General features: G+C 70.2%; 19 protein-coding genes and 1 pseudogene. 8 read left to right on the top strand and 12 right to left on the bottom strand.

All coding sequences use genetic code 11. From position 1 onward, the window contains the following. Positions 1–78: 78 nt before the first annotated feature. Complete coding sequence (locus ACFVGW_RS25145; protein WP_385853563.1) at positions 79–2,067, bottom strand: amino acid adenylation domain-containing protein; 1,989 nt, start codon at positions 2,065–2,067, stop codon at positions 79–81. Positions 2,068–2,100: 33 nt separating this feature from the next. Here ACFVGW_RS25145 and ACFVGW_RS25150 point away from each other — a divergent pair, with 33 nt between their 5' ends. After that, on the top strand, positions 2,101–2,820 hold the full coding sequence (locus ACFVGW_RS25150) for a tryptophan 2,3-dioxygenase family protein (protein ID WP_352191735.1): 720 nt from the start codon (positions 2,101–2,103) through the stop codon (positions 2,818–2,820). A gap of 28 nt (positions 2,821–2,848) precedes the next feature. Here ACFVGW_RS25150 and ACFVGW_RS25155 read toward each other — a convergent pair whose 3' ends face one another. From ACFVGW_RS25155 to ACFVGW_RS25180, 6 genes are all read right to left on the bottom strand, one after another. Then, on the bottom strand, positions 2,849–3,292 hold the full coding sequence (locus ACFVGW_RS25155; RefSeq protein ID WP_352191734.1) for a helix-turn-helix domain-containing protein: 444 nt from the start codon (positions 3,290–3,292) through the stop codon (positions 2,849–2,851). A 119-nt stretch (positions 3,293–3,411) separates the two neighbouring features. After that, a complete protein-coding gene (locus ACFVGW_RS25160; RefSeq protein ID WP_352191733.1) occupies positions 3,412–3,639 on the bottom strand; it encodes an MbtH family NRPS accessory protein in 228 nt (75 codons plus the stop codon). A 300-nt stretch (positions 3,640–3,939) separates the two neighbouring features. After that, on the bottom strand, positions 3,940–5,508 hold the full coding sequence (locus ACFVGW_RS25165) for a tryptophan halogenase family protein (protein WP_385853564.1): 1,569 nt from the start codon (positions 5,506–5,508) through the stop codon (positions 3,940–3,942). Between the two features lie 41 nt (positions 5,509–5,549). Then, positions 5,550–6,806, bottom strand: coding sequence for a pyridoxal phosphate-dependent aminotransferase (locus tag ACFVGW_RS25170; protein ID WP_383228788.1), 1,257 nt, complete (start codon positions 6,804–6,806; stop codon positions 5,550–5,552). A 52-nt stretch (positions 6,807–6,858) separates the two neighbouring features. Next, the gene (locus tag ACFVGW_RS25175; RefSeq protein WP_383228787.1) at positions 6,859–7,605 is read right to left on the bottom strand and encodes an SDR family NAD(P)-dependent oxidoreductase; all 747 of its coding nucleotides are present in this window, start codon (positions 7,603–7,605) and stop codon (positions 6,859–6,861) included. Next, on the bottom strand, positions 7,602–8,384 hold the full coding sequence (locus ACFVGW_RS25180) for a thioesterase II family protein (RefSeq protein ID WP_385853565.1): 783 nt from the start codon (positions 8,382–8,384) through the stop codon (positions 7,602–7,604). The genes ACFVGW_RS25175 and ACFVGW_RS25180 overlap by 4 nt, the downstream gene beginning before the upstream one ends. 107 nt (positions 8,385–8,491) lie before the next feature. On the opposite strand from ACFVGW_RS25180, the gene ACFVGW_RS25185 reads away from it, so the two are divergent. The 5 genes from ACFVGW_RS25185 (at position 8,492) to ACFVGW_RS25205 (ending at position 13,690) form a co-directional block, all read left to right on the top strand. Then, a complete protein-coding gene (locus ACFVGW_RS25185; protein ID WP_385853566.1) occupies positions 8,492–10,105 on the top strand; it encodes a (2,3-dihydroxybenzoyl)adenylate synthase in 1,614 nt (537 codons plus the stop codon). A gap of 213 nt (positions 10,106–10,318) precedes the next feature. After that, positions 10,319–11,035, top strand: a complete 717-nt coding sequence (locus tag ACFVGW_RS25190; RefSeq protein ID WP_385853567.1) for a TetR/AcrR family transcriptional regulator — start codon at positions 10,319–10,321, stop codon at positions 11,033–11,035. Between the two features lie 141 nt (positions 11,036–11,176). Next, positions 11,177–11,722: a winged helix-turn-helix transcriptional regulator gene (locus ACFVGW_RS25195; RefSeq protein WP_383296688.1), complete on the top strand. Its 546-nt coding sequence runs from the start codon at positions 11,177–11,179 to the stop codon at positions 11,720–11,722. Positions 11,723–11,864: 142 nt separating this feature from the next. Then, positions 11,865–13,160, top strand: a complete 1,296-nt coding sequence (locus tag ACFVGW_RS25200; RefSeq protein WP_385853568.1) for a cation:proton antiporter — start codon at positions 11,865–11,867, stop codon at positions 13,158–13,160. After that, positions 13,157–13,690, top strand: coding sequence for a flavin reductase family protein (locus ACFVGW_RS25205; RefSeq protein ID WP_385853569.1), 534 nt, complete (start codon positions 13,157–13,159; stop codon positions 13,688–13,690). Before ACFVGW_RS25200 ends, ACFVGW_RS25205 begins: the two co-directional genes overlap by 4 nt. Positions 13,691–13,727: 37 nt before the next feature. Here ACFVGW_RS25205 and ACFVGW_RS25210 read toward each other — a convergent pair whose 3' ends face one another. The 3 genes from ACFVGW_RS25210 to ACFVGW_RS25220 all read right to left on the bottom strand — a co-directional run bounded on the left by ACFVGW_RS25210 (position 13,728) and on the right by ACFVGW_RS25220 (position 15,945). Continuing rightward, complete coding sequence (locus ACFVGW_RS25210) at positions 13,728–14,387, bottom strand: TetR/AcrR family transcriptional regulator (protein ID WP_385853570.1); 660 nt, start codon at positions 14,385–14,387, stop codon at positions 13,728–13,730. A gap of 204 nt (positions 14,388–14,591) precedes the next feature. Next, positions 14,592–15,197 (bottom strand): response regulator transcription factor, encoded by a 606-nt coding sequence (locus ACFVGW_RS25215; RefSeq protein ID WP_352191722.1) that lies wholly within the window; start codon positions 15,195–15,197, stop codon positions 14,592–14,594. 178 nt (positions 15,198–15,375) lie between these two features. After that, the gene (locus tag ACFVGW_RS25220) at positions 15,376–15,945 is read right to left on the bottom strand and encodes a TetR/AcrR family transcriptional regulator (protein WP_385853571.1); all 570 of its coding nucleotides are present in this window, start codon (positions 15,943–15,945) and stop codon (positions 15,376–15,378) included. Positions 15,946–16,224: 279 nt separating this feature from the next. Here ACFVGW_RS25220 and ACFVGW_RS25225 point away from each other — a divergent pair, with 279 nt between their 5' ends. Together ACFVGW_RS25225 and ACFVGW_RS25230 are read left to right on the top strand one after the other, a co-directional pair. Next, positions 16,225–17,436: a cytochrome P450 gene (locus tag ACFVGW_RS25225; protein ID WP_385853572.1), complete on the top strand. Its 1,212-nt coding sequence runs from the start codon at positions 16,225–16,227 to the stop codon at positions 17,434–17,436. Positions 17,437–17,508: 72 nt separating this feature from the next. Continuing rightward, a complete protein-coding gene (locus tag ACFVGW_RS25230; RefSeq protein ID WP_385853573.1) occupies positions 17,509–19,077 on the top strand; it encodes a flavin-containing monooxygenase in 1,569 nt (522 codons plus the stop codon). A 70-nt stretch (positions 19,078–19,147) separates the two neighbouring features. Here ACFVGW_RS25230 and ACFVGW_RS25235 read toward each other — a convergent pair whose 3' ends face one another. Together ACFVGW_RS25235 and ACFVGW_RS25240 are read right to left on the bottom strand one after the other, a co-directional pair. After that, positions 19,148–21,355, bottom strand: a complete 2,208-nt coding sequence (locus tag ACFVGW_RS25235) for an MMPL family transporter (RefSeq protein ID WP_385853574.1) — start codon at positions 21,353–21,355, stop codon at positions 19,148–19,150. Between the two features lie 264 nt (positions 21,356–21,619). Further along, a pseudogene (locus tag ACFVGW_RS25240) lies at positions 21,620–21,778 on the bottom strand (2-oxoacid:ferredoxin oxidoreductase subunit beta); the annotation flags it as partial.

Here is a 21,778-nt window from a genome sequence, read left to right on the forward strand (position 1 = left end):
CCTTGCACACGGTCGACTCCGGCGTCTTGCTGCACTGCTGGTTCCGGGGACGGAGGAACGTTCGGCCCGGCGGTGGTGTCAGGACGGCCTGGCCTCGTCGGCTCCCTTGGCCTCCGCCACGATCCGGGCCAGCTCGCCCAGGGTCTTGGCCTCGAAGATGGCCCGCATCGGGACGATCACGCCGAGTTCCTTGCGGATGCGGCTGGCCAGCTTCGCGGCGAGCACCGAGTGACCGCCCAGATCGAAGAAGTTGTCCTCCGGGTTCGCCTCGCCGACCTTCAGCGTCTCGCGCACCATGGCGAACACGAGCTCGTCGCCGGACCGCGCGGTCTCCGTGCCGGAGGCGGCGGGAGTGGCCGCGGCGGCGGCGCCGGCCGTGGAGCGCCGTGCCCGCTCGGCGAGCGCCTTCCGGTCGAGCTTCCCGTTCAGGAGTGTGGGGAAGAGGTCGGGCATCTCGACGTTCGACGGCACCATGTGCTCGGGAAGCGCGCGGCGCGTGTGCTCACGCAGCTCCGCCGCGGAGACCTCGTGACGCGCCGAGGTCTTGACGTAGGCGACGATGTGCTCGGTCGAGACGTCGTCCCCGCCGACGACCGCCACGGCGATCTCCACCGCCGGATGGGCTTCCAGACGGGCCTCGATCTCACCGAGTTCGATGCGGAAGCCGCGGACCTTGACCTGGTGGTCGACGCGGCCGGTGAAGTAGAACTGCCCGTCGGGCCCGCGCCGTCCGCTGTCGCCCGACCGGTACATCCGGCTTCCGGGAGGGCCGAACGGATCGGCGACGAACCGGCTCGCGGTCAGGCCCGGACGGTTCAGATAGCCGCGGGCGACTCCCGACCCGGCCAGGAACAGCTCGCCCTCCCGGCCGTCGTGGAGGTCCTGGAGGCCGTCGTCGAGGACGTAGACCGCGCCGCCGTCCCAGGGGGTGCCGACGGTCACCTCGTCCTGGAGGCCCTCGATCGGCCCGCCGATCGACGCGCCGACGGTCACCTCGGTCGGACCGTACGCGTTGTAGAGGCCCCGGCCCTTGGACCACTCCTCGGCCAGGGCCCTGGTACAGACGTCGCCGGTCGAGGTGATCGTGCCGTCGACCAGCAGCCCCTCGCTCTCGGTGATCCCCAGGGCCACCGGAGGCAGCACCGCGTGGTTCACCTCGTGCCGGAGCATGGTCTCGCGCAGCGACTCGCCCGGCATCAGCTCGTGCTGCTCGGCCATGACGAGGGCGGCACCCTGCAGCAGGGCGAGCGCGAAGTCCCAGAACCAGGCGTCGAAGCTGAACGACGCCCACTGCAGGATCCGGTCGCCGGTGCCGACGCCGTACAGCCTGGCCTGTGTGGTGACCAGGTCGGCCACGCCGGCGTGGCTGACGGCGACGCCCTTGGGTACGCCGGTCGACCCGGAGGTGTAGATGACGTACATCAGGTGGGCCGGGGTCAGCGGCGCCAGGCGCTCGTCCTGGGCGATGTCGTCGGCGGCCTCCCCGGCGCACTCCGCCTCGAAGGACGGGTCGTCCAGGACGACTTCGCGCACACCGAGCTCCAGTGAGCTGACGCTCCGCGTGCGCAGCAGCAGGACGGGACGGGCGTCCACGACCATGTGCGAGAGCCGTTCGGCCGGATAGGTCGGGTCCAGCGGCAGATACGCCCCGCCGGCCTTCAGGACGGCGAGGACCGCGACGATCAGGCGGGTCGAACGTGGCACGGCGATCGCGACCAGGGAGTCCGGTCCCACGCCCGCCGCCATCAGACGTCTGGCGAGCCGGTTCGCCCTCGCGTTCAACTCCGCGTAGTCGACGACGGAATCTCCGAAAATCACAGCTGGAGCGTCACTCGACCTTGCAACCACGGATTCGAAATGCTCCGAAACAGTATTCAACTCCGCTCCGCCTCCGACAGAGAGTCGAGCACGATTAACGGTCCCCACGATGGCACGGCACCGTGCCGCTCGGACAAGCCGTGAAAGAACTCTTTCCTCGGACGCCGCGGGGCTTCGGGCCGCCACATAATGACGAGGTGCCCGGCAACGCTGCCCAGTTGCCCGACCGTGCTGACCGAAGGCGCACACGGTACGAGTTCGTCACGGAGAGAGGGAATCAAAGTGACCGATGACGTGACCTATCAGGACTACCTTGAACTGGATACCTTGCTGTCCCTCCAGAAGCCCCGCACCGCCGGCTCCGCGGCCCTGAAGTCCACTGTTCTTTCGGAACAGTTCTTCATCGTCGCGCACCAGGCGAGCGAGCTGTGGCTCCGGCAGACGATCGCCGACCTGGAAGCCGTCATCGATGTGTTCACGACGACCGACGACACCTCCGACGCGGAGTGGATCGTCGATCTCCTGCACCGTTCCGCCGGCCTCGTCCATGTGCTGCACACCCAGCTCGTCGCGCTCGACCGCCTCCCGCTGACCGACTTCGCCCTGTTCAGGGAGTTCCTCGGGACGGCGAGCGGCGCGCAGTCGGAGCAGTTCCACCGGCTGGCCAAGCTCATCGGCCACTCGAAGCAGGACGGTCCGCTCTACGAGTCGTTCGCCGCGTGGGTCGCCAGGTCGGGTCACACGGTGGCCGACCTCGCGCGGTCGGGCATCGAGGCCGGTGTCCACTACCGGATCATCGAGGCTCTGCTGGAGCTGGGGAACGGCTACTTCCGATGGCAGGTCGGTCATGTCGGCCTGGTCACGAAGATCATGGGCAGCCATGCCGGAACCGGCGGCACCTCGGGGGCCGAGTACCTGCTGAGCCGATGTCATCTCCCCTTCGCGGAACTCCGCGAGCTGCGCAGCCAGGCGCACGTCGGGCTCACCGTCGCCACGTCCTGACCCGCCCGGGCGGGGCCGGCACCCGGCCCTAGACCGGTTCCAGGACGAACCCGCGCCCCCATACGTTGCGTACCGCGAGGCCCACCAGCTGGAGGCGCCGGCGCAGCCGCATCACGTGCAGATCCAGCGCGTTGCTGGACGAGCTGGAACCGGAGTGTTCCAGGATCTCGCGCAGTTCGGTCCGGTAGATGATCTGGCAGTACCGGGCCACCAGGGGCGCCAGCATCTCGCACTGGGTCAGGGAGAGCGTGACGGACAGGTCCTTGAAGTAGAGGATGCCCGCCGGGTCGAGGACCGGCTGCGACTTGAGAACGGCCCGGGCTGCCAGCTGACGCACCCGGGCCTGGAGATCCTCCTGCACGATCGGGGGGCGCACCCAGTCCTCGTAGAAACTCAGCTGGTCCGGCGGAGGCGCGCCGTGCTCGACCACGAGCAGACACAGGTGCCCTCTGACCTTGCACTGCTCGCGCATGTCGCGCTCGGCGGGCCATCGGACGAATTTGACCCGGCTTTTCACATCTGTCGTCACAGGTATCCCCCAGAACCCTTTTTCATTGACATCCGTACCAGGTGCGCTTTCGTACGAACCGATCAGGCCGGCACGTCCTCGTGCTCGGCCTGCACGTGTCGCAGGCTCTTCGGGCGCATGTCCGTCCAGACCCGGTCGATATGGCCGACGACCTTTTCCCGGGGCTCGGGTCCGTACACCACGCGCCAGCCTTCGGGTACGGCGGTTCCGTGCGGCCAGAGCGAATACTGCTCCTCGTCGTTGCACAGCGCGAGATATTCCCGGCTGTCGTCCTCGAACGCGTTGGACATGGCGTACGACCCCTCGGTTGAAGGAAAGACTTTCAGGCCTTGCGTCCGCAATTCCGCGGGCGATGGAGACGCTAACAGCGGGAGATCGCGACGGGCCAGGTTCGCACCGCATCGGCCACTGTGCGTTCCTCATGCGGGGACCGGAGGAATGAAGCGGGTGACGCGCGGGAGCCGGGGGGGGGGGGGGGGGGGGCCGCCCCCCCCCCCCCCCGCCGGGGGGGGGGGGGGGGGGGGGGGGGGGGGGGGGGTGTGCGCCCCCCACCCCCCCCCACCGGCTCCGGTCCACGGGGAGGTCGTTCGTCAGGCGCCGGCCGTCCTCCGGCGGTGGACGTGGGCGATGTAGTCCGCGTGGCTGGGCAGCGTCTCGACGAGGGTCTTGGCCTGGTCCCGGACCAGCTGGAGCTCCTTGACCGCGGCGATGTCGTCCATCAGGGCCAGGCCGGGCAGCGGCTGCACGTCGAGGCCGCCGAGCCCCAGGATCATCGCGGTGTAGGAGTAGGGCTCGAAGCCGTGGTAGTACGGGAAGATCGTGTCCTCGTCGGGGAGCTTCGCCTTCCACTGCTCGATGCGGCCGGCCAGCGCGTCGGGCATCGTACGGGTCTTGGCGTCACGCCAGTACGCGTTGTCGTTCCGCTTGGCGGCGACGTAGTGGAGCACGAGGAACTCCCGTACGCCGTCCATCACGTTGGCCACCTGCCGGTTGTACGAGACGCGCAGCTGCTCGTCGTTGCGGCCGCCGGGGAAGTGCTTGACCAGCTGCTCGATGGCGTTCTGGATGAAGAAGATGCCGGTCGACTCGAGCGGCTCGACGAAGCCGCTGGAGAGACCGATCGCCACGCAGTTGTTCACCCAGGAGTTCTCGCTGCGGCCGATCCGCATCCGGATGTGGTTGGCCTCCAGGTCCTCGGCGGCCTTCCCGACGTACGCGCGCAGCGTGCGCTCGGCCTCCTCCGGGGTGCAGTAGTCGCTCGCGTAGACGTAACCCGTGCCGGTCCGGCCGTACAGCGGGATCGTCCAGATCCAGCCGGCGGCCTGGGCGCTGGCCCGGGTGTACGGGCCCATACCCTGGTCGGCCATCTCCATCGGCACGCGCAGCGCGACCGCGCTGTCGTTCGGCAGGGTGTCCTGGTAGGAGAGGAACGGCACGTCGAGCTTCTTGTTGAGCAGCATGCTGCGGAAGCCGGTGCAGTCGATGAAGAGGTCGCCCGAGAGGTCGCCGCTCTCCTTGGTGCGGACGTGGCGGATGTCGCCGTGCTCGTCCACCGCGACGTCGACTACGTCGTCCAGCACGTGCCGGACGCCGCGGTCGGTGCCGTATCCCGTGAGGAGCTTCGCGAGCAGCGTCGCGTCGAACTGGTAGGCGTACGGGAACTGGGTCGTCTGCTGGGCCATGGTGGACCGGCCCACGGCCGCCGGGTCCTGCTCACCGGCGCCGAGCGCGAGGAGGCTGCCCTCGAACTGCCGGGGCGAGCTCTTCGCCTCGCAGAGCGCGGCGATCACGGAGCAGTCCCGGTCGTAGTCCGCGCTGGGCTTCTTCCGCAGCCACCAGTCGGCGAGGGAGACGCCCTCGACCGTCCGGGGCCGCTCGAAGGGGTGGTAGAAGTGGTGCCCCTCGGCCCGCCAGTTGTCGTAGCGGATCCCCAGCTTGTAGGTCGCGTGACAGTCCGGCATCCAGTCCGACTCCTCGAGGCCCAGATAGGCGAAGAAGTGACGGATCGTGCTGAACGAGGCCTCGCCCACACCGATCGTGGGCACGTTCTTGGATTCGACGAGGGTGACCGCCAGCCGGTCTCCGAACGCCGCCTTCAGATACGAGGCGGTCATCCAGCCCGCGGTCCCGCCGCCCACGATGACAACACTCTTGTTCATGACGTCCTCACTTCCTTCGCGCCGGCCGGCTTGATCGGGATTCACCGTGCCGCGACGTTCGCGCCGTCGCCGCACTCGTCGACGAACTCCAGGAGGCGGGTGACCCCGGTCTCCAGGGCCGTCGGGTCCACGCAGAACGCGACCCGGACCAGGTGCCGCGCCCAGGGGGCGTAGTCGTGGGAGTGGACCCGGCCCCGGTCGTCCGCGTCGGGCCGCATGGCGAAGCCCTCGCCCGGTACGACCGCGACGCCCTTGGTCTCCAGGAGCCGGGTCGCGAACGTCTCGGCGTCGAGGCCGGTCCGGGCCACGTCGAGCATCGCGTACCAGCCGCCGGCGGGCAGCTCGCGCAGGAGCCCGGCCTCGACGAGCGGCGACAGGATCACGTCCCTGTTGTGCTGCACCTTCTTGCGGTTGACCGCCGTCGACTCGGCGCGGCTGTTCAGCGCGGCGATCCCGGCGTACTGCACGGGGGTCGACGTGCCGATGATGTTCGCCTCCTGGACGACCTTCATCACGTCGGCGGCCCGGTCGTCGGCCAGCGCCACGTAGCCCAGCCGGTAGCCGGTCATCGCGAAGCTCTTGGAGAAGCTGAAGACGCTGTGCACGATGCGCTCGGCCGGCGGGAGGTCACGCTCCAGCGAGGCCACCGAGGTGTGCTCGCTGTCGTAGAGGAAGTGCTCGTAGGCCTCGTCGCTGATGACGTGCCAGCCGCGCCCGCGCGCCAGGTCGAGCAGGGTCCCGAGCTCGTCCCGGTCCAGGACCACGCCGGTCGGGTTGGCCGGGGAGTTGATGAGGAGCACCCGGGTGCGCTCGGTCGCGGCGGCGGCGATCACCTCGGGGTCGGGGCGCAGACCGGGCCCGAGCGGGTACAGCACCGGCCTGAACCCGGCGAGCAGGGCCTGCTGGAGGTGGACGGGCCAGTGGAGCTCCGGGATGAGGATCTCGGCGCCGGGTTCGGCCAGCGTCTGCAGCAGGGCGGCCAGGCCCTGGCACGACCCGGGGGTGATCAGCAGACGGGAGACCGCGCTGTCCACCTCGTTGTCGGTGCGGAGCTTGTCGACGACCGCCTCGCGGAGCTCGCCCAGGCCCTCCACGCCGGTGTACTTGGTGTCGCCCCGGCGCACGGCGTCGACGAACGCCTCGGCGACGTCGTCGGAGGGGTTGAAGTAGGGGTCGCCGACGTGCAGCTTCACCACTTCGACGCCGGATTCCACCTCACGCCGCTCGGCGGCCCGGAAGATGCGGTGCAGACACGACGAAGGAATCGATTCCGCGGCGGACAGGATGTCCCGGCTCACGCTCGTACCACCTTTGCTCCGTTGAGTTCTTCTTTCGAACGCGCACGACCGGTCATGCCGTGCGCCCACCGTCGACCGGGATCAGCGCACCGGTGACCCAGCCCGACGTCTCCGTGTCGAGCAGCAGGCACACCCACCGGCCGATCTCCGTGTCCTCCCCGAACCGCCCCATCGGGGTCGACGCGAGGAGGTCGACACGCAACTGCTCGGTGCCCGCCTCGTCCAGACCGGTCTCGCTCCACATCGGCGTGTCCACCGGGCCCGGGAGGATGGCGTTCACCCGTACGTCCGGGGCGAGTTCTCTCGCCAGCGAGCGGGTGAGGCTGTTGACCGCCGCCTTGGTCGCGCCGTAGAAGGCACGCCCCGGCATGGAGACGACGCCGCCCACGGACGAGATGTTGACGACGCTGCCGCGGTTGGCCCGCAGTTGGGGCAGCGCCTGCCGGGTCAGCTCGGCGGGCGCGCGGACGTTGACGGCGAACATCGCGTCGAACTGCGCGGGGTCGGTCTCGTCGAGCCGGCCGAACCGCGCCAGGCCCGCGTTGTTGACGACCGCGTCGACCCTGCCGAAGCTGTCGGTCGCCGTCGCGACGATCCGTTCGGCGGCGCCGGGCGCGCCGACGTCCTGCGCCAGCCATGCGACGGCGGACCCGTACCGGTCCGCCAGATCCCGCAGCGGTTCCTCGCGGCGGCCCACGACCGTCACGCCGGCGCCTGCCTTCAGCAGGCACTCGGTGATCCCGCGGCCGATGCCGGTCGCCGCTCCGGTCACCACGACCGACTTGCCGGCCAGGGTCATCGTACGACCACACCCTCCGCGAAGGCCGCGACGAGGTCGGCGATCAGCTCCGCCGGGTCCGACACGAGGTCGAAGTGTCCGCCCGGCCAGGTCCGTGCGCTGAACCGGCCCGTGCCGACCGCGGCCCAGGCCGCCAGCCGGTCACCGTCGACCAGGGGGTCCTCGGTGGTGCGGTAGCAGCGGAGCCGGCAGTCCAGCGGCTCGGCGTGCGGGTCGGGCCGGTAGGTCTCGTTGAGTCTGATGTCCGCCCGGACGACCGGCAGCAGCAGCTCCCTCAGCTCGGCGTCCTCGGCGACGGCGGGATCGATCCCGCCGAGCTCCCGCAGTCCGGACCACAGCTCGTCGTCGGTCGCCCGGTGCGTGGACCCGCCGCCCGCCCGGCCGGGTGCCGGAGCACCCGAGACGAACAGGTTCCGCACGGGCCTCGCGCGGTCCTGCAGCTCGCGGGCGGTCTCGTACGCGACGAGCGCGCCGAGGCTGTGTCCGAACAGGGCGCACGGAACGGGGTCGAGGTCGAGCAGCTCCGCGACGACGTGGGACGCGATCTCGGCCACGCTGTTCGCGGGGTCCTCGGCGATCCGGTCGGCGTGCCCCGGATACTGCACGGCCAGCAGCTCGCAGTCTCCGGGCACGGCCGACGCCCAGTCGCGGAAGGTCGCCGCCGTACCTCCGGAGTGTGGAAAGCACACCAGCCGACGGGCCGGGCGCTCCACGCTGTTGAGGGCCCGCACCCAACCTCGGTCACGCGTTCGTATGCGATTCACGCCACCGAGCTTCACCGAAACCCGTCGGCCTCCCGGGGCAATCTGTCAAAGCTCTGTCGGGATCGACTCGGCCGCGGGAGCCGGTGCCCGAACCTGAGGGCGTCTCAACCCGAGGAGGACACATGCTGGACGGGTTCGTTCCCTGGCCACCCGACTTCGCCGAACGCTACCGCCGCGCCGGCTACTGGGCGGGGGCCTCCCTGCGGCAGTTGGTCGATGCCAGTGCCGCGCGCCACCCGGACAGGACGGCCGCCGTGGACGCGACCCGGCGCACGAGCTACGCCGAGCTGACCGCGGAGGCCGACCGCGTCGCCTCCGGTCTGCTCGGTCTCGGCATCGGCCACCGCGACCGGGTGGTGGTGCACCTGCCGAACAGGATCGGCTTCCTGTCCACCGTCATCGCGCTGTTCGGCATCGGCGCGATCCCGGTCCTTGCGCTGCCCGGTCACCGGCGCGACGAGATCCTCCATCTGGCGCGCGCCTCCGACGCGGTGGCCTACATCGGCCCCGACCGGTTCCAGGGCTTCGACTACCGGGCGCTGGCCCGTGAGGTGCGCCGTGACGCACCGGGTCTGCGCCACGTCGTGGTCGACGGCGACGCGGCGGAGTTCACCCCGCTCTCCGAACTCGCCCGGTCCGACGTGCGGGAGCTCGCGCCGGTCGACTCCTCCGAGGTGGCGCTGCTGCTGCTGTCGGGGGGAACCACCGGTGTGCCGAAGCTGATCCCCCGGACCCACGACGACTACGCGTACAACATCGCGGCCTGTGCCCGGGTCGCGGAGTTCGACGACAGCGGCGTCTATCTCGCCGCGAACCCGGTGCCGCACAATGCCGCGCTCGGCTGTCCGGGGGCGCTGGGCGCGGTGATCCTCGGCGGGAAGGCCGTGCTGGCCGCCAACCCCAGCCCCGATCACGTCTTTCCGCTGATCGAGCGGGAGGGGGTGACCCTCACGACCCTGGTTCCGGCGCTGGCCCTGCTGTGGGCGGAGGCCGCGCGGACCACGCCGGTCGACATGTCCGGGGTGACCATCCAGGTGGGCAGCTCCAAGTTCGGGCCCGCCGCGGCGGCCCGGGTGAGCGAGAGCCTCGGCTGCCGCCTCATGAACGTGTACGGCATCGGTGAAGGGCTGATCACGCACACACGACCGGAGGATCCGCCGGAGGTCGTCTTCGGCACCGAGGGCAGGCCGGTGTGTCCGGACGACGAGATCAGGATCGTCGACTCCGAGGACCGCGAGGTCGCCACCGGCGAGATCGGGGAGCTGCTCACCCGTGGCCCGTACACGATCCGGGGCTACTTCGCCGCGCCGGACCACAACCGCCGGTCGTTCACCGCGGACGGCTTCTACCGCTCCGGCGACCTGGCCCGGATGACCGAGGACGGGAACGTCGTCATCGAGGGCCGGCTGAAGGACATCATCCATCACCTCGGCGAGAAGGTCTCGGCCGAGGAGGTGGAGGGACATGTGCTGACGCATCCGCTGGTCCGGGACACCGCGGTGGTCGGCGTCCCGGACGACGAACTCGACGAGCGGCTGTGTGTGTTCGTCGTCCTGGGCGGCGACGCGGCCGAGGCGGCGGACCAGGTCACGCTGCGTGCGATCAGGGACCACATCCGCGGCCGCGGGCTGGCGTCGTACAAGCTGCCGGACGAGCTGATCATCGTGTCCGAACTGCCCCACACCCCGGTCGGCAAGATCGACAAGAAGGCCCTGAAGGCGTCCCAGTCCCGGTGAGGGGCCTGGGGCGGACCTGGGGGTGGACCTGGGTCCGGACCTGGGGTGGGCCTGGGGTTCCGACACCGCCCGGGGATGGTCCCGCCGTCGCCGCCGCCCGCCTTCCGGGCTCGTGGCGGCGGCGGGACCGCCGCCCGGTGACCGGGTCCGCCCCGGTGCCGGGCGCAGGAAGCCGAGGTCATCGCGGCCCTCACGGAAAGGCATGATGGAACCGTGCCCCGTACCAATCCCACGCACGGCCGGGTCGGCCGCCCACCCGTGACCTCCCGTACGCAGATCATCACCGTCGCCCGCCGGCTCATCGACGAGAGCGGCTGGGACAAGCTCACGATCCGCGGACTGGCCGCAGAGATCGGCATCGGGGCGACGACGCTGTACCACCACGTACGGGACAAGGAAGACCTGCTGCTGCTCCTGATCCACGAGTACGCGCAGCAGATTCCCCACCCCGAGCCGTCGGACGAACCGCGGGACCGCGTCGTCGCGGCGGCCACCGCGATCCACGACGCCCTCACCGAGTGGCCGTTGTCCGCCGAGGTCCTCACCGGCGACCGGTTCATCTCCCGGCTCAGCACCCCGGCCCTCCGGCTGATCGAGGACATCCTGTCCGGCGCCGTCGACCACGGGTGCACGCCCGAGCAGGCCGTGCAGGTCTTCCGCAGCATCTGGTACTTCACGGTCGGCGAGGTCCTCATCCGCGACCACTCCGCCGACGGGCCGGAGGCGGCGGAGGAGCGGGCCGTGCCGTCCACCGACGGCGGTGCCTTCGTCAACGATCTCGACGCGGACCAGCTGCCGCACCTCACCGCTCTCAACGACCGGTGGACGGCGCTGGCGGCGCGGGACACCTTTCCCTCCACCCTGGGCGTCCTCGTCGACGGACTGCTCGCCCAGGCCGCTCCCCCGTCGCGGCGGAGCCGAACTCCCTGATCAGGGGCGCTCTTCCGGCGTTCCGGCCGGCCCTTCGGCCCCGGCCGGGTCTTGCCGGTTTCTTTCCGGTCGCCCGCCCGGGGCCCGGCGACGGAACAGGCTGGGCCCACAGACGTTTCCGATCGCCCAGGGGAGCTGACGGTGAGTGGCGAACGCGTGAGCGGCACGGACGGTGGGCGTACGGAGCCCTCCCCGCAGGCCGGCCCGAAGGCCCGGATCCCCGACTGCCCGCTGGCCCGCACCGTCGGGGTCATCGGCCCGTGGTGGACCCTGGAGATCCTGCACGAGGTCCTCGACGGCCATGACCGGTTCGAGGCGGTCCGCCGCAACCTGGAGACGCCCGCCGAGGTCCTCCGGGAGCGGATGGACCAGCTCGTCACGCGGGGCCTGCTCGACACCGAGGACGCGGCGGCGGCGCCGGAGGACCGGACGTACCGGCCGACCGACGGCGGCCGCGCCCTGCGCCCGCTCATCCTGGCCATGGCCGCGTACGGCAACCACCGGCTGTGCCCTCAGGACCGCAGCCTCATCGTGGTCGACGCCGCGACGGGCACGGAGGCGGACCCGGTCGTGGTGGACCGGGTGACCGGCCGGCGACTCGACACGGCCGACTTCCTCTTCGCCCGCGGTCCCCGGGCGAGCGAGGCGATCGCCGCCCGCTACCCGCAGGTCCCGGAACGGCGCTGACGCGCTCGTCGACCGGTCCGGCCCCGACGGCGGCACCCCGCTCCTGCACGCACAGCCCACCGGAACCGGCGCGGGCCCATGACGCCGCGCGCCCTGTCAGGACCGACCGAACCGGAACGGCCCACGAAAGGCCCACAGCATCATGGATCCCTCGGACTTCTTCTCCAGAGCCGCCCACGTGATCGTGGCGCTCGCCGCCCTCCTGCTCCTGGCCCGCGCCGGCCGGGCCGCCGCCCGGTGGCTGGGCCAGCCGGAGGTGGTCGGCGAGGTCACGATGGGCCTGATGGTCGGCCCCGTCGTCCTCGCCCTGTCCGACCGTGCCCTGTTCGACGCCCTGCTCCCGGCCGCCGTCATCGACATACTCAAGCTCGTCGGCCAGACGGGGCTCGTGCTCTATCTGGTCGGGCTCGCCCACAAGCTGCGGCCGGGGCCCGGCGGCCCGCCCCGGCAGTCGCTCACGGCTCTGACCGCGGGCGCCTTCGCCCTGCCCCTCGCCACGGGAGTGGCGTTGGTGGGCCTGATCGCGCTCACCGACGACAAGGCGGCCCGCGGCGACGTGCCGATGCCCGCCTACTTCCTGATGGTCGCGGTGACGATGTCGATCACCGCGGTGCCCGTCCTGTCCCGGATCCTCGGCGACCGCGGCCTGAGCGACTCGCCCGAAGGACGGCTCTCGCTGGCATCCGCCATCGTCATGGACAGCATGGGCTGGATCCTGCTCACCCTCGCCATCGGACTCGGCGCGGGCCACCTCGGAGGCCTGTGGCAGTCCCTCGGCGCGCTCCTCGCGGGCGGCACCTGCGCCCTCCTGCTGCGGCTGGGGCTGCGCACCGACGGCGCACGCCGGCTGTGCCGCCGGATGCCGAGGACCACCGCGGTCCTCCTGGGAGCCGCCGCGCTCGGCACCGCGATGCTGACCGAGCACTTCGGCATGACCGCCATCGTCGGCGCCGCGATGGTCGGCCTGGCGATTCCCGGCGAAGACCTCGCCCCCTGGGCCAAGCCGGTGGACGCGGTGTCGCGCACCGGACGCATGCTGACGCCGATCTTCTTCGTGGTCACCGGCGTCACCGTGCTCATCAAGGCCTTCACCGCCGCGTCCTGGACGCTCATCGTCGGCACGCTGGTGCTGGGCTGTGTGGGCAAGCTGCTCGGCGGCTACCTCGGCGCGCGGCTGGGCGGCTCGCCCCGCCTGTCGGCGGTCCGGGTCGGTGTCCTGATGAACACCAGGGGTCTGACCGAACTGATCGTGATCCAGGCCGGGTACAGCGCCGGCATCCTGCCCGCTCCGCTGGTCCTCGCCCTGGTGGTGATGGCCCTGGCGACCACTGCCATGACCGGGCCTCTGCTCCAGGTCGTCGACCGGGCCGAGCGTCGCCGCGCCGTACCGGTGCCCGCCGTACTCCCCACCGTGGTGACGGAAGGCAGTAGGCGATGAGCGAGCACTCGACCACGGCGGACTCGCCCCAGGCGACGGTGGCCGAGGCGTCGCCCGGGGAGTTCCGCGCCATGATGAGCGGCTTCCCCACCGGGGTGGGCGTGGTCACGAGCGTGGACGCGGCCGGGGCGCCGTGGGGCATGACCTGCTCCTCGGTGTGCAGCGTCGCCCTCACACCGCCGACGCTGCTGGTGTGCCTGCGCTCGGGCAGCCCGACCCTGGGCGCCACCCTGGCCCGGGGCGCCTTCACGGTCAACCTGCTGCACGAAGGCGCGCAGGACGCGGCCGAGTTGTTCGCCTCGGGCAATCCGCACCGGTTCGAGCTGCTCCCGTGGGAGCAGGACCCCGACGCCTCCGGGCCCCATCTGGTGCGCGACGCCCATACGGTGGCGGACTGCGGGGTGTCCCTGACCCAGACCGTCGGCGACCATGTGATCGTCTTCGGCGAGGTGCGCCGGATCGTGCGGCATGGTCCGCGGCCGCCCCTGCTCTACGGGCTGCGCCAGTTCCGGTCGTGGTCGGACACCTGACCCCGCACCGGCTCGCGGGGCAGGGCGCGCGACGCCGTCAGGCGACGCCCTGGCGCAGAAGTCCGTCGACGACGGCTTCGAGACCTCGCCGGTAGTGGCCCGTGCCCGCGATCTCGGTCAACTGGCCTCCGAGCCCGGCGAGGAGAGGGAAGGCGGCCGGGTCGAGCGAGAGCATGGCCCGCTCCCAGGGCGTGCTGTCGCCCTGCCGCCGGGCCCGCTCCCGGCCGAAGCGGACGAGCAGCTCACCGAGGGTGTAGTACCAGATCACGCGGTAGGCGTGGCGGGCCCTCTCATGGTTCATTCCGCAGGCGACCGCTGCGTCGATCATGCTCTCGACGATCCGTCTCGCCGGGGCGCTCACGCGGCCTTCGGGGGTCAGCGCGTCCACCGCCCAGGGGCAGTTGGCGAGCATCTCGTGGAGGCTGCTGGCGCCGGCGAGGAGCCGCTCGCGCGGCTCGCGCGGCAGCTCGGCCGGGGGCAGGCGCTCGGCGCGTACCTCAAGGAGGAGGAGCAGCAGTTCGTCCTTGTCCTTGACGTGGTGATAGAGCGCCATGGGCGTGCTGGACATGTCCTTCGCCAGGCGGCGCATGGACAGATGCTCCGCCCCCTCCTCGGTGAGGATCCGCTCGGCGCTGCGGAGGATCGCCTCCCGCGAGAGACGGCGTGGCCGGCCGACGCGTCGGCTGCGGGATTCCATGGGATCAGCTCTCCGAACCGTTGAGGAGTGGCGGCCGGCCGGACTGGGCAGTCGGAGAATTCGAACGACGTCGATCCGGTCGAATTCCCGGCCAGCGTATGAGGGCTGATCGGCACTCGGCAACAGGAGAAGCGAACGGCCGGACGTGTGTTCGTCACCCGGCCGGGACGGCCGTGTCCCGGGAATCGGAACAGGGCGCCGTCATCAGATCCAGTGCGCGTCCCGCGCGACGCGCAACGCGTCGATCCGGTTACGTACGCCCAGCTTCGTCACCACGTCGGAGAGATAGTTGCGCACGGTGCCCTCGGAAAGGCACAGCTTTCCCGCGATCTCCACCACCGTGTCCCCGCGGGAGAGCAGTTCGAGAACGGAGAGCTGACGCACGCTCAGGGGACAGTCCTCGTTCGCCACCGCCGCGACGGTCAGCGCCGCGTCGAAGACGCGCTCACCCTGATGCACCATGCGAATGGCCTCGAGAAAACGCCCGGGTGAGACATTGCGTCGGATCATGCCGGCGATCTCGCCCGTGAAAGCCCGGCGGACGACCGACCGCGTACAGGCGGTGGCCAGCAGAAGGGTGCGGCAGTCCGGCAGGCTCGATATCTTCTCGGCTATTTCGATGGTTTCGTCGTCCCGGCCCTCGTAGCTCATGATCGTCACATCCGGCCGGCACAGTTCTGCGAACTCGAGAGCGGCCCGATTGGTGTCCACCGCTCCGGCGACCCTGATCTCGCCACGCTGATCCAGTAATGCCGTGAGTGAGGCCCGGGACAAATGCAGTTCATCGAATACCAGGACATCAATACTCACCCGGCTCACCCTTCGTCACCGCAAGGACGCATGACCGCAGCATACGCGTACGAAAAATCGGATCGCCCTCATTCTGGCCTCGGAGCCGCCTTGGTCAAGCTCGGCTTAGGGGAGGCTAAGTGGCCGCTATAACGGAACTATAGATTCCGGATTCTCGGGCGAGGGGAGCCCGGACGCGTCACGGGGCGTTCTGGCTGAGCAGCCCGTCGATCACGGCTTCGAGACCCCGCCGGCGGTCGTCGGCGGAGGCCACGGCCCGCTCCGTGAAGGGCCGCGACGTCAGCTCGCCGACGAGGCAGAACCAGATGACGCGATAGGCGTAGACCGCGTCGGCCGGGCTCAGCCCGCAGAGCACCAGCGCGTCCACGATGCTCTCCACGATCCAGGTCGCGGAGGTGCTCACGAACCTGTCGGAGGCGAGGACCTCCACCCCCCAGGGGCAGCCCTCGAGAATGCCGTGGAGCGCCTGGGCGCCGGCGACGACCCGCTCACGCGGGTGGTCGGGAAGATCGGGCCGGGGGATTCGCCGGACGTACGCGTCCAGCAGGAGCATCAACAGCTCGTCCTTGTCCCGCACATGGCGGTACAGGGCCATGGGTGTACTGGACAGCTCCCTGGCCAGGCGCCGCATGGACAGGTGCTCAGCCCCTTCCTCGTCGAGCACGCGCTGCGCGGCTACGAGGATCGTCTCTCGGGACAGTCGAGGCGGTCGCCCGATCCTGCCGGGCCTCGTGTTGGGGGACTGCACAGGTTCCGCTTCCTTCGCCGTTCCGTGCCGTCGGCGCCGCTATGCGGGCGGCCCCGAGGTCGCAGAGTCTAGGCCCGAGATGCCGTCGGACAATCAGGAAGTACCACGCATCGGAAGCCGCCTTTCGCAACACCTCGCCGGGCGGCCGGAATACACGGGTGCCATGGCCCGGTGGCCGCAGGTCGGACGCACCGAACCCCTTTCCCGGCAGCGGATCGTGGCGGAAAGGAACCGGCAAGATTCCGCGCGGCACCCGGAGCCCGCTGTCAATCTGAGGCAATGAGTCAGCCCGCTCTCGATGTTCGTTCCCTGGACCTGACCGACCCGGCCGCCTTCGCCGAGAACGACGTGCACGAGTTCTGGCGCGAAGTGCGTGCACGGCGTCCCGTCTACTGGCACGAATCCACGGACCGGAACCCCGGTTTCTGGGTGGTGTCCCGCTACGCGGACATCCAGTCGCTCTTCCATCATCCGGCTCTGATCTCCGCCCGCGGAAACGTCCTCGACGTCGTCCTGCGCGGAGACGACTCGGCCGGCGGAAGCATGCTGGCGGTCACCGACGGCGCACGCCACCGCAGCCTGCGGAATCTCATGTTCACCGCGTTCACCCCGCGGGTCCTCGGCGAGGTCGTCGAAAAGGTCCGGCAGCGTACCGACGCACTCATGTCGGCCGTGGTCGAGAGGGGAACGTGCGACTTCGCCGCCGAAGTGGCCGAGAAGATCCCGATGAACACGATCTGCGATCTGCTCTCCATTCCGGCCGCGGACCGCGGGCAGTTGCTGCAGTGGAACAAGATGGCGCTCTCGTCGGACCGCGCGGACAGCAGTGCGCTCGACGCGATCGGCGCCCGCAACGAGATCGTGCTGTACTTCATGGAACTGGCCCAGGAACGGCGCGACGATCCGGGCGGCGACGTCATCAGCATGCTGGCGACCGCGGAGTTCGAGGGCCGGCAGCTGACCGTCGAGGAAATGGCCGTCAACTGCTACAGCCTGATTCTCGGGGGCGACGAGACGTCCCGGCTCTCGGCGATCTGCGCGGTGCTGGCGCTCATCGAGAACCCGGATCAGTGGGACGCGCTGCGGTCGGGCCAGGCCTCCTTCGACACGGCCGTGGAGGAGGTGATCCGCTGGGCGACCCCGGGCATCCACCTCGCACGCACCGCCGTCGAGGACTTCGAGGTCGGCGGGCAGCTGATCCGCGACGGCGACATCGTCACGCTGTGGAACATCTCGGCCAACAACGACGAGTCGGTCTTCACCGAGCCGCGCCGTTTCGATCTCTCCCGCACGCCCAACCGGCACCTGTCGTTCGGCCACGGCCCGCACTACTGCCTGGGCGCCTTCCTGGGGCGGGCCGAACTGCGGGCGCTGCTGAGCGCGCTGGTGGACAAGGTGGCACGGATGGAGCTGCGCGGGACACCCCGCCCCCTCTACTCCAACTTCCTCACCGGCTACGAGAGCCTGCCGGTCCATTTCGAAAGCCGCTGACCCGACCGGAGTGTCCGGCACCGGCGAGAGCACGTCCCATCAGAGAGAACACTCCGAGGCGGAGAGGTAAGCATGAGGAAGCGTGTCTGTGTCATCGGCGCCGGCCCATCGGGGCTGGTCGCGATCAAGGAGCTGCTGGACGAAGGTCATGAGGTGACCTGCTTCGACCGCAACGCCGAACTCGGCGGAGTCTTCCGGGAAGAGGTCGGGGCCGACGAGGCGGGCGCCTACGACTCGACGATGCTCACCATCTCCAACTACATGATGACCTTCTCCAGCTTCCCTCCGCCGCTGGGCCAGGAGCGGCTGTACTGGTCCGCGGGCGAGTACCGGCAGTACCTGAAGGACTTCGCGGAGAAGTTCGACCTGGGGCCCACCATCCGGTACGGCTTCGACGTGCTGAGCGTGGCGAAGAACGACAGCGGCGGGTACGACGTCGAGGTCGCCCCGGTGGACGCGCCCGAGAACAGGACGGTGCACCGGTTCGACTCGGTCGCCATCTCCACCGGAACGCACCGGGTGCCGAACTACATCGACCTGCCCGGCCAGGAGGACTTCGCGGGTGAGATCGTCCACTCGGCCCACTACCGGAACGCCGAGCCGTTCCGCGGCAAGCGGGTCCTCTGCGTGGGCATCGGCGAGACGGCCGCGGACGTCGTCAACGAGATCGCCCAGGTGACGGAGAGCTGCACCCTGTCCGTACGGCGCTACCAGCCGATCGTCGAGCGGTACCCGGCCGGCCGGCCGTTCACCAACGACGCGTACACCTCCCAGCTGCTGCACTCGGTCCCGCTGGCCGCCGCCGGCACCTTCATGCGGCTCGGGATGAACCGGAACAAGAGCCGGGGCAAGACCGCCGCCGCCCGCGCCGTGGCCGACTGGAACGCGAAGAACCCGCACTTCTTCAACCACTTCCTGACGAAGAACGACGCGTTCATCCACCGGATCGTCGACAACACCCTCACGGTCAACGCCTCGGGGATCGAGCGGCTCGGCAAGGACTACGTCCTCTTCAAGGACGGCCGGCGCGAGAAGATCGACACGATCATGCTCAACACCGGCTACATCGAGGACTTCAGCATCCTCAAGGACGTGAACGTCACCGATGTGCGCAGGCTGTACAAGCACATGATCCATCCGGATCTCGGCCTCGGCGTGGTCTTCATCGGCTGGGCGCGGCCGGCCGCGGGCGGGGTTCCGGCCTGCTCCGAGATGCAGAGCCGCTACTTCGCCCTGCTGTGCAGCGGCAAGAAGGCGCTGCCGGACCGGGTGCGGCTGCAGAACCTCATCGAGCGGCAGGCGTCGTACGAGAACGAGGTCTTCCACGGCAACCCCGACCTGCGGACCCTGGTCCACTACAACCACTACATGCTCGACTTCGCCAAGGTGCTCGGATGCCTCCCCTGGCACCCGGCCCTGGTCCTGGACCCGCGGCTGGCCCTCCGGCTCTGGTGCGGCTCCCAGACGCCGCACGTCTACCGGCTGTTCGGCCCGCACAGCAGTCACCGGGCCGCGCGGAGGACGGTCATGAGCCTGCCGCCGGCGTTCAAGCCGGCCCAGGTCCTGGGGATCACCGCGGTGGGCCTCGCCTCACGGGCGCTCATCGCCCTCGGGCTGATGAAGCCCGACCCGCTGTACTGACGAACCAGCACGGACTCCGTGGCGGTCGGCGACGTATGCGCGCCGGCCGCCACGGTCATGTCCGGGCCGTTCAGGCGGCCGGGACCGGCTGCCGCTCGGTGTCGTCCGCCGCGTCGCCCTCGCTGAGGCCGACCCGGTCGTGCAGCTTGCGCAGACCCTTCGGGGCGTACCAGGCGGCTCCGCCGAGGATCCGCATCGCCGCGGGCACCAGGACGCCGCGCACGAGGAGTGCGTCGATGACCACGGCGAGACCGCTGCCGATGCCGAACATCATCAGGAAGCTGATGTCGCTGGTGCCGAAGGCGAAGAAGCTCACCGAGAGCAGACCGGCGGCGACGGTGACGATCCGTCCGGTCCTGGCGAGTCCCTGCGTCACCACGGTGTCGCGGTCGTGACCCGCGTCGTGGAGTTCCTTCATCCGGCTGGTCACGAACACCTCGTAGTCCATCGAGAGTCCGAAGGCCACGCAGAAGAACAGCACGGTCATCGAGGTGTCCAGCGGCTGCGGTGTGAACCCGAGCCACGAGGAGAGATGGCCGTCCTCGAAGATCCAGACCATCACGCCGACCGAGGCGGTGAGGCTGACCGCGTTCAGCAGGAGCGCGCGCAGGGGCTGGACGATGCTGCCGGTGAAGAGGAAGAGAAGGACGAAGGTGGTGACGACGATCAGTCCGGCGGCGATGGGCAGCCGGACGCCGATGGAGTGCTTGGAGTCGACCAGGCGGGCGTCCTGACCGCCGACGAGCACCTCGGTGCCGCTGGGCGGGGCGACAGCGCGGATCTCCTTGGCGAGGCTCTGGGCCTCCTCCGACTTGGTCTCGTGGCCGATGGTGACGATGAGCCGCTGGGCGTCGTCGCGGCCGAGGGCCGCGGCGGCGGGGCCGGGCTTGCCCGGGGTGCCGTCGCGGTACGAGCCGGTGCTGGTGGCCACCTGCTCGACCCCGTCGAGCTGGGACACCTCCTTCGCGTACTCCTGGAAGGCGGGACCGGTCGCGCCGTTCAGCGCGACGATCTGTACGGCGTTGTTGTCGTCACCGGGGAAGTCCGCCTGGAGCTGGGTCGCCACCTGGCGGCTGCCCGCGCTCTCGGGCAGGACGCGCTCGTCCGGCGTGCCGAAGGTGACGGAGAGCAGGGGGCTCGCGGCCAGCAGCATGATGGCGAGGACCGGGAGCGCGGTCAGGGCGGGCCGGCGCATGACCAGGGCGGCGAGCTTGCCCCAGAACGGCGTGTCGGTGCGCTGCACGCGTGCCGCCCAGGGCAGGCGGCCCTTGTTCACCCGCGCCCCGAGGGCGGCGAGCAGCGGCGGGATGACGAAGAGGGCGCTGAGGGCCGAGATGAGGACGACGCCGATGCCCGCGTAGGCGAAGGAACGGAGGAAGAAGGGCGGGAAGATGAGCAGCGCGGCGAGCGCGGCGATGACCGTGGCCGCCGAGAAGACGATCGTCCGGCCGGCGGTCTGCACGGTACGGCGCAGGGCGTCGTCGACCTCCGCGCCCGCGGCCAGCTGCTCACGGAAGCGGCTGACGAGCAGCAGCGCGTAGTCGATGCCGAGACCGAGGCCGAGGGCGGTCGTCAGGTTGATCGCGAAGACGGAGACCTCGGTGGCGCTGCCGATGACGAAGAGCTCGGCGAAGGTCCCCATGACCGCGAACATCCCGATGACCAGCGGAAGGAGCGCCGCGACGACGCTGCCGAAGGCGAGGACGAGCAGGATGAGGGTGATGGGTACGGCGATGGCCTCGGCCACCGCGAGGTCCTTGCCGACCTGGGTGGTGACGTCGTTCATGATCGCGGAGAGGCCGCCGGCCTGGACGTCGACGCCGTTCTTGACGCCGCCGTACTCCTCGATCAGTTCCTTGGCGAGGTCGGCGCGTTCGTTCTCGTCACCGTTCACATGGGCGAGGACGAGGGCCTTCTTGCCGTCGTGGGAGGTCAGAGCCTTGGCCCCGGTCTCCCAGTACGAGATGACGTTGCCGACCTTCGCGTCCTTCTTGAGTCCCTCGGTGAGGGTACGGCCCCGCTCCTCGACGGCCGGCGAGTCGAGCGGGCTGCCGTCCACGGCACGGACCAGCAGAACGAGGTCCGTCTCGCCGCCGAACTTCTCGTCGATGACGCTCTGGGCGCGCGCGGAGGGTGCGTCGGGGTCGTCGAAGCCGCCGCTGAGCAGCTTGCCGAAGGCCCCGACGCCCAACGCGCCCATGAGCACGACGGCGGCGGCGGCGATCACAAGAAGTAACCGGGTTCTGCGCAGTGCGAGTTCGGCGATCCTGGTGAGCACGGTGGGCACTTCCCTTGGTGAGTCGAGGGTGGAGACGCGGTGGGACCGCGCGAGGACGTGGGGGCGGCGTGGCTCCGGCCGCACATTCGGGGCCACACCACGAGCCGCGATGCGAGCGGCGACGAACCCGCTCCGCACGGAGAGGGTGAAATCAGAATAGACAGTAGCACTAGCCGTTGTCTACTGAAAGGCTGTGCCGGGGAACGGGCGAAGCCCGGCCCTCGCGTACGGGGGCCGGGCTTCGTCGCATGCGCTGATCCTCGGTCAGCCGACGACGGTCCAGCTGTCGTTGCCGGTGAGCAGCGGGAGGAGATCGCCCTTGCCGTGTTGTTCGATGGCGGTTTCGAGCTGGTCGGCCATGAGGGTGTCGTAGACGGGGCGTCGGACGGAGCGGAAGACGCCGATGGGGGTCTGGTGGAGGGT

The organism is Streptomyces sp. NPDC127129 (genome assembly GCF_042671585.1).
GTDB lineage: Bacteria > Actinomycetota > Actinomycetes > Streptomycetales > Streptomycetaceae > Streptomyces.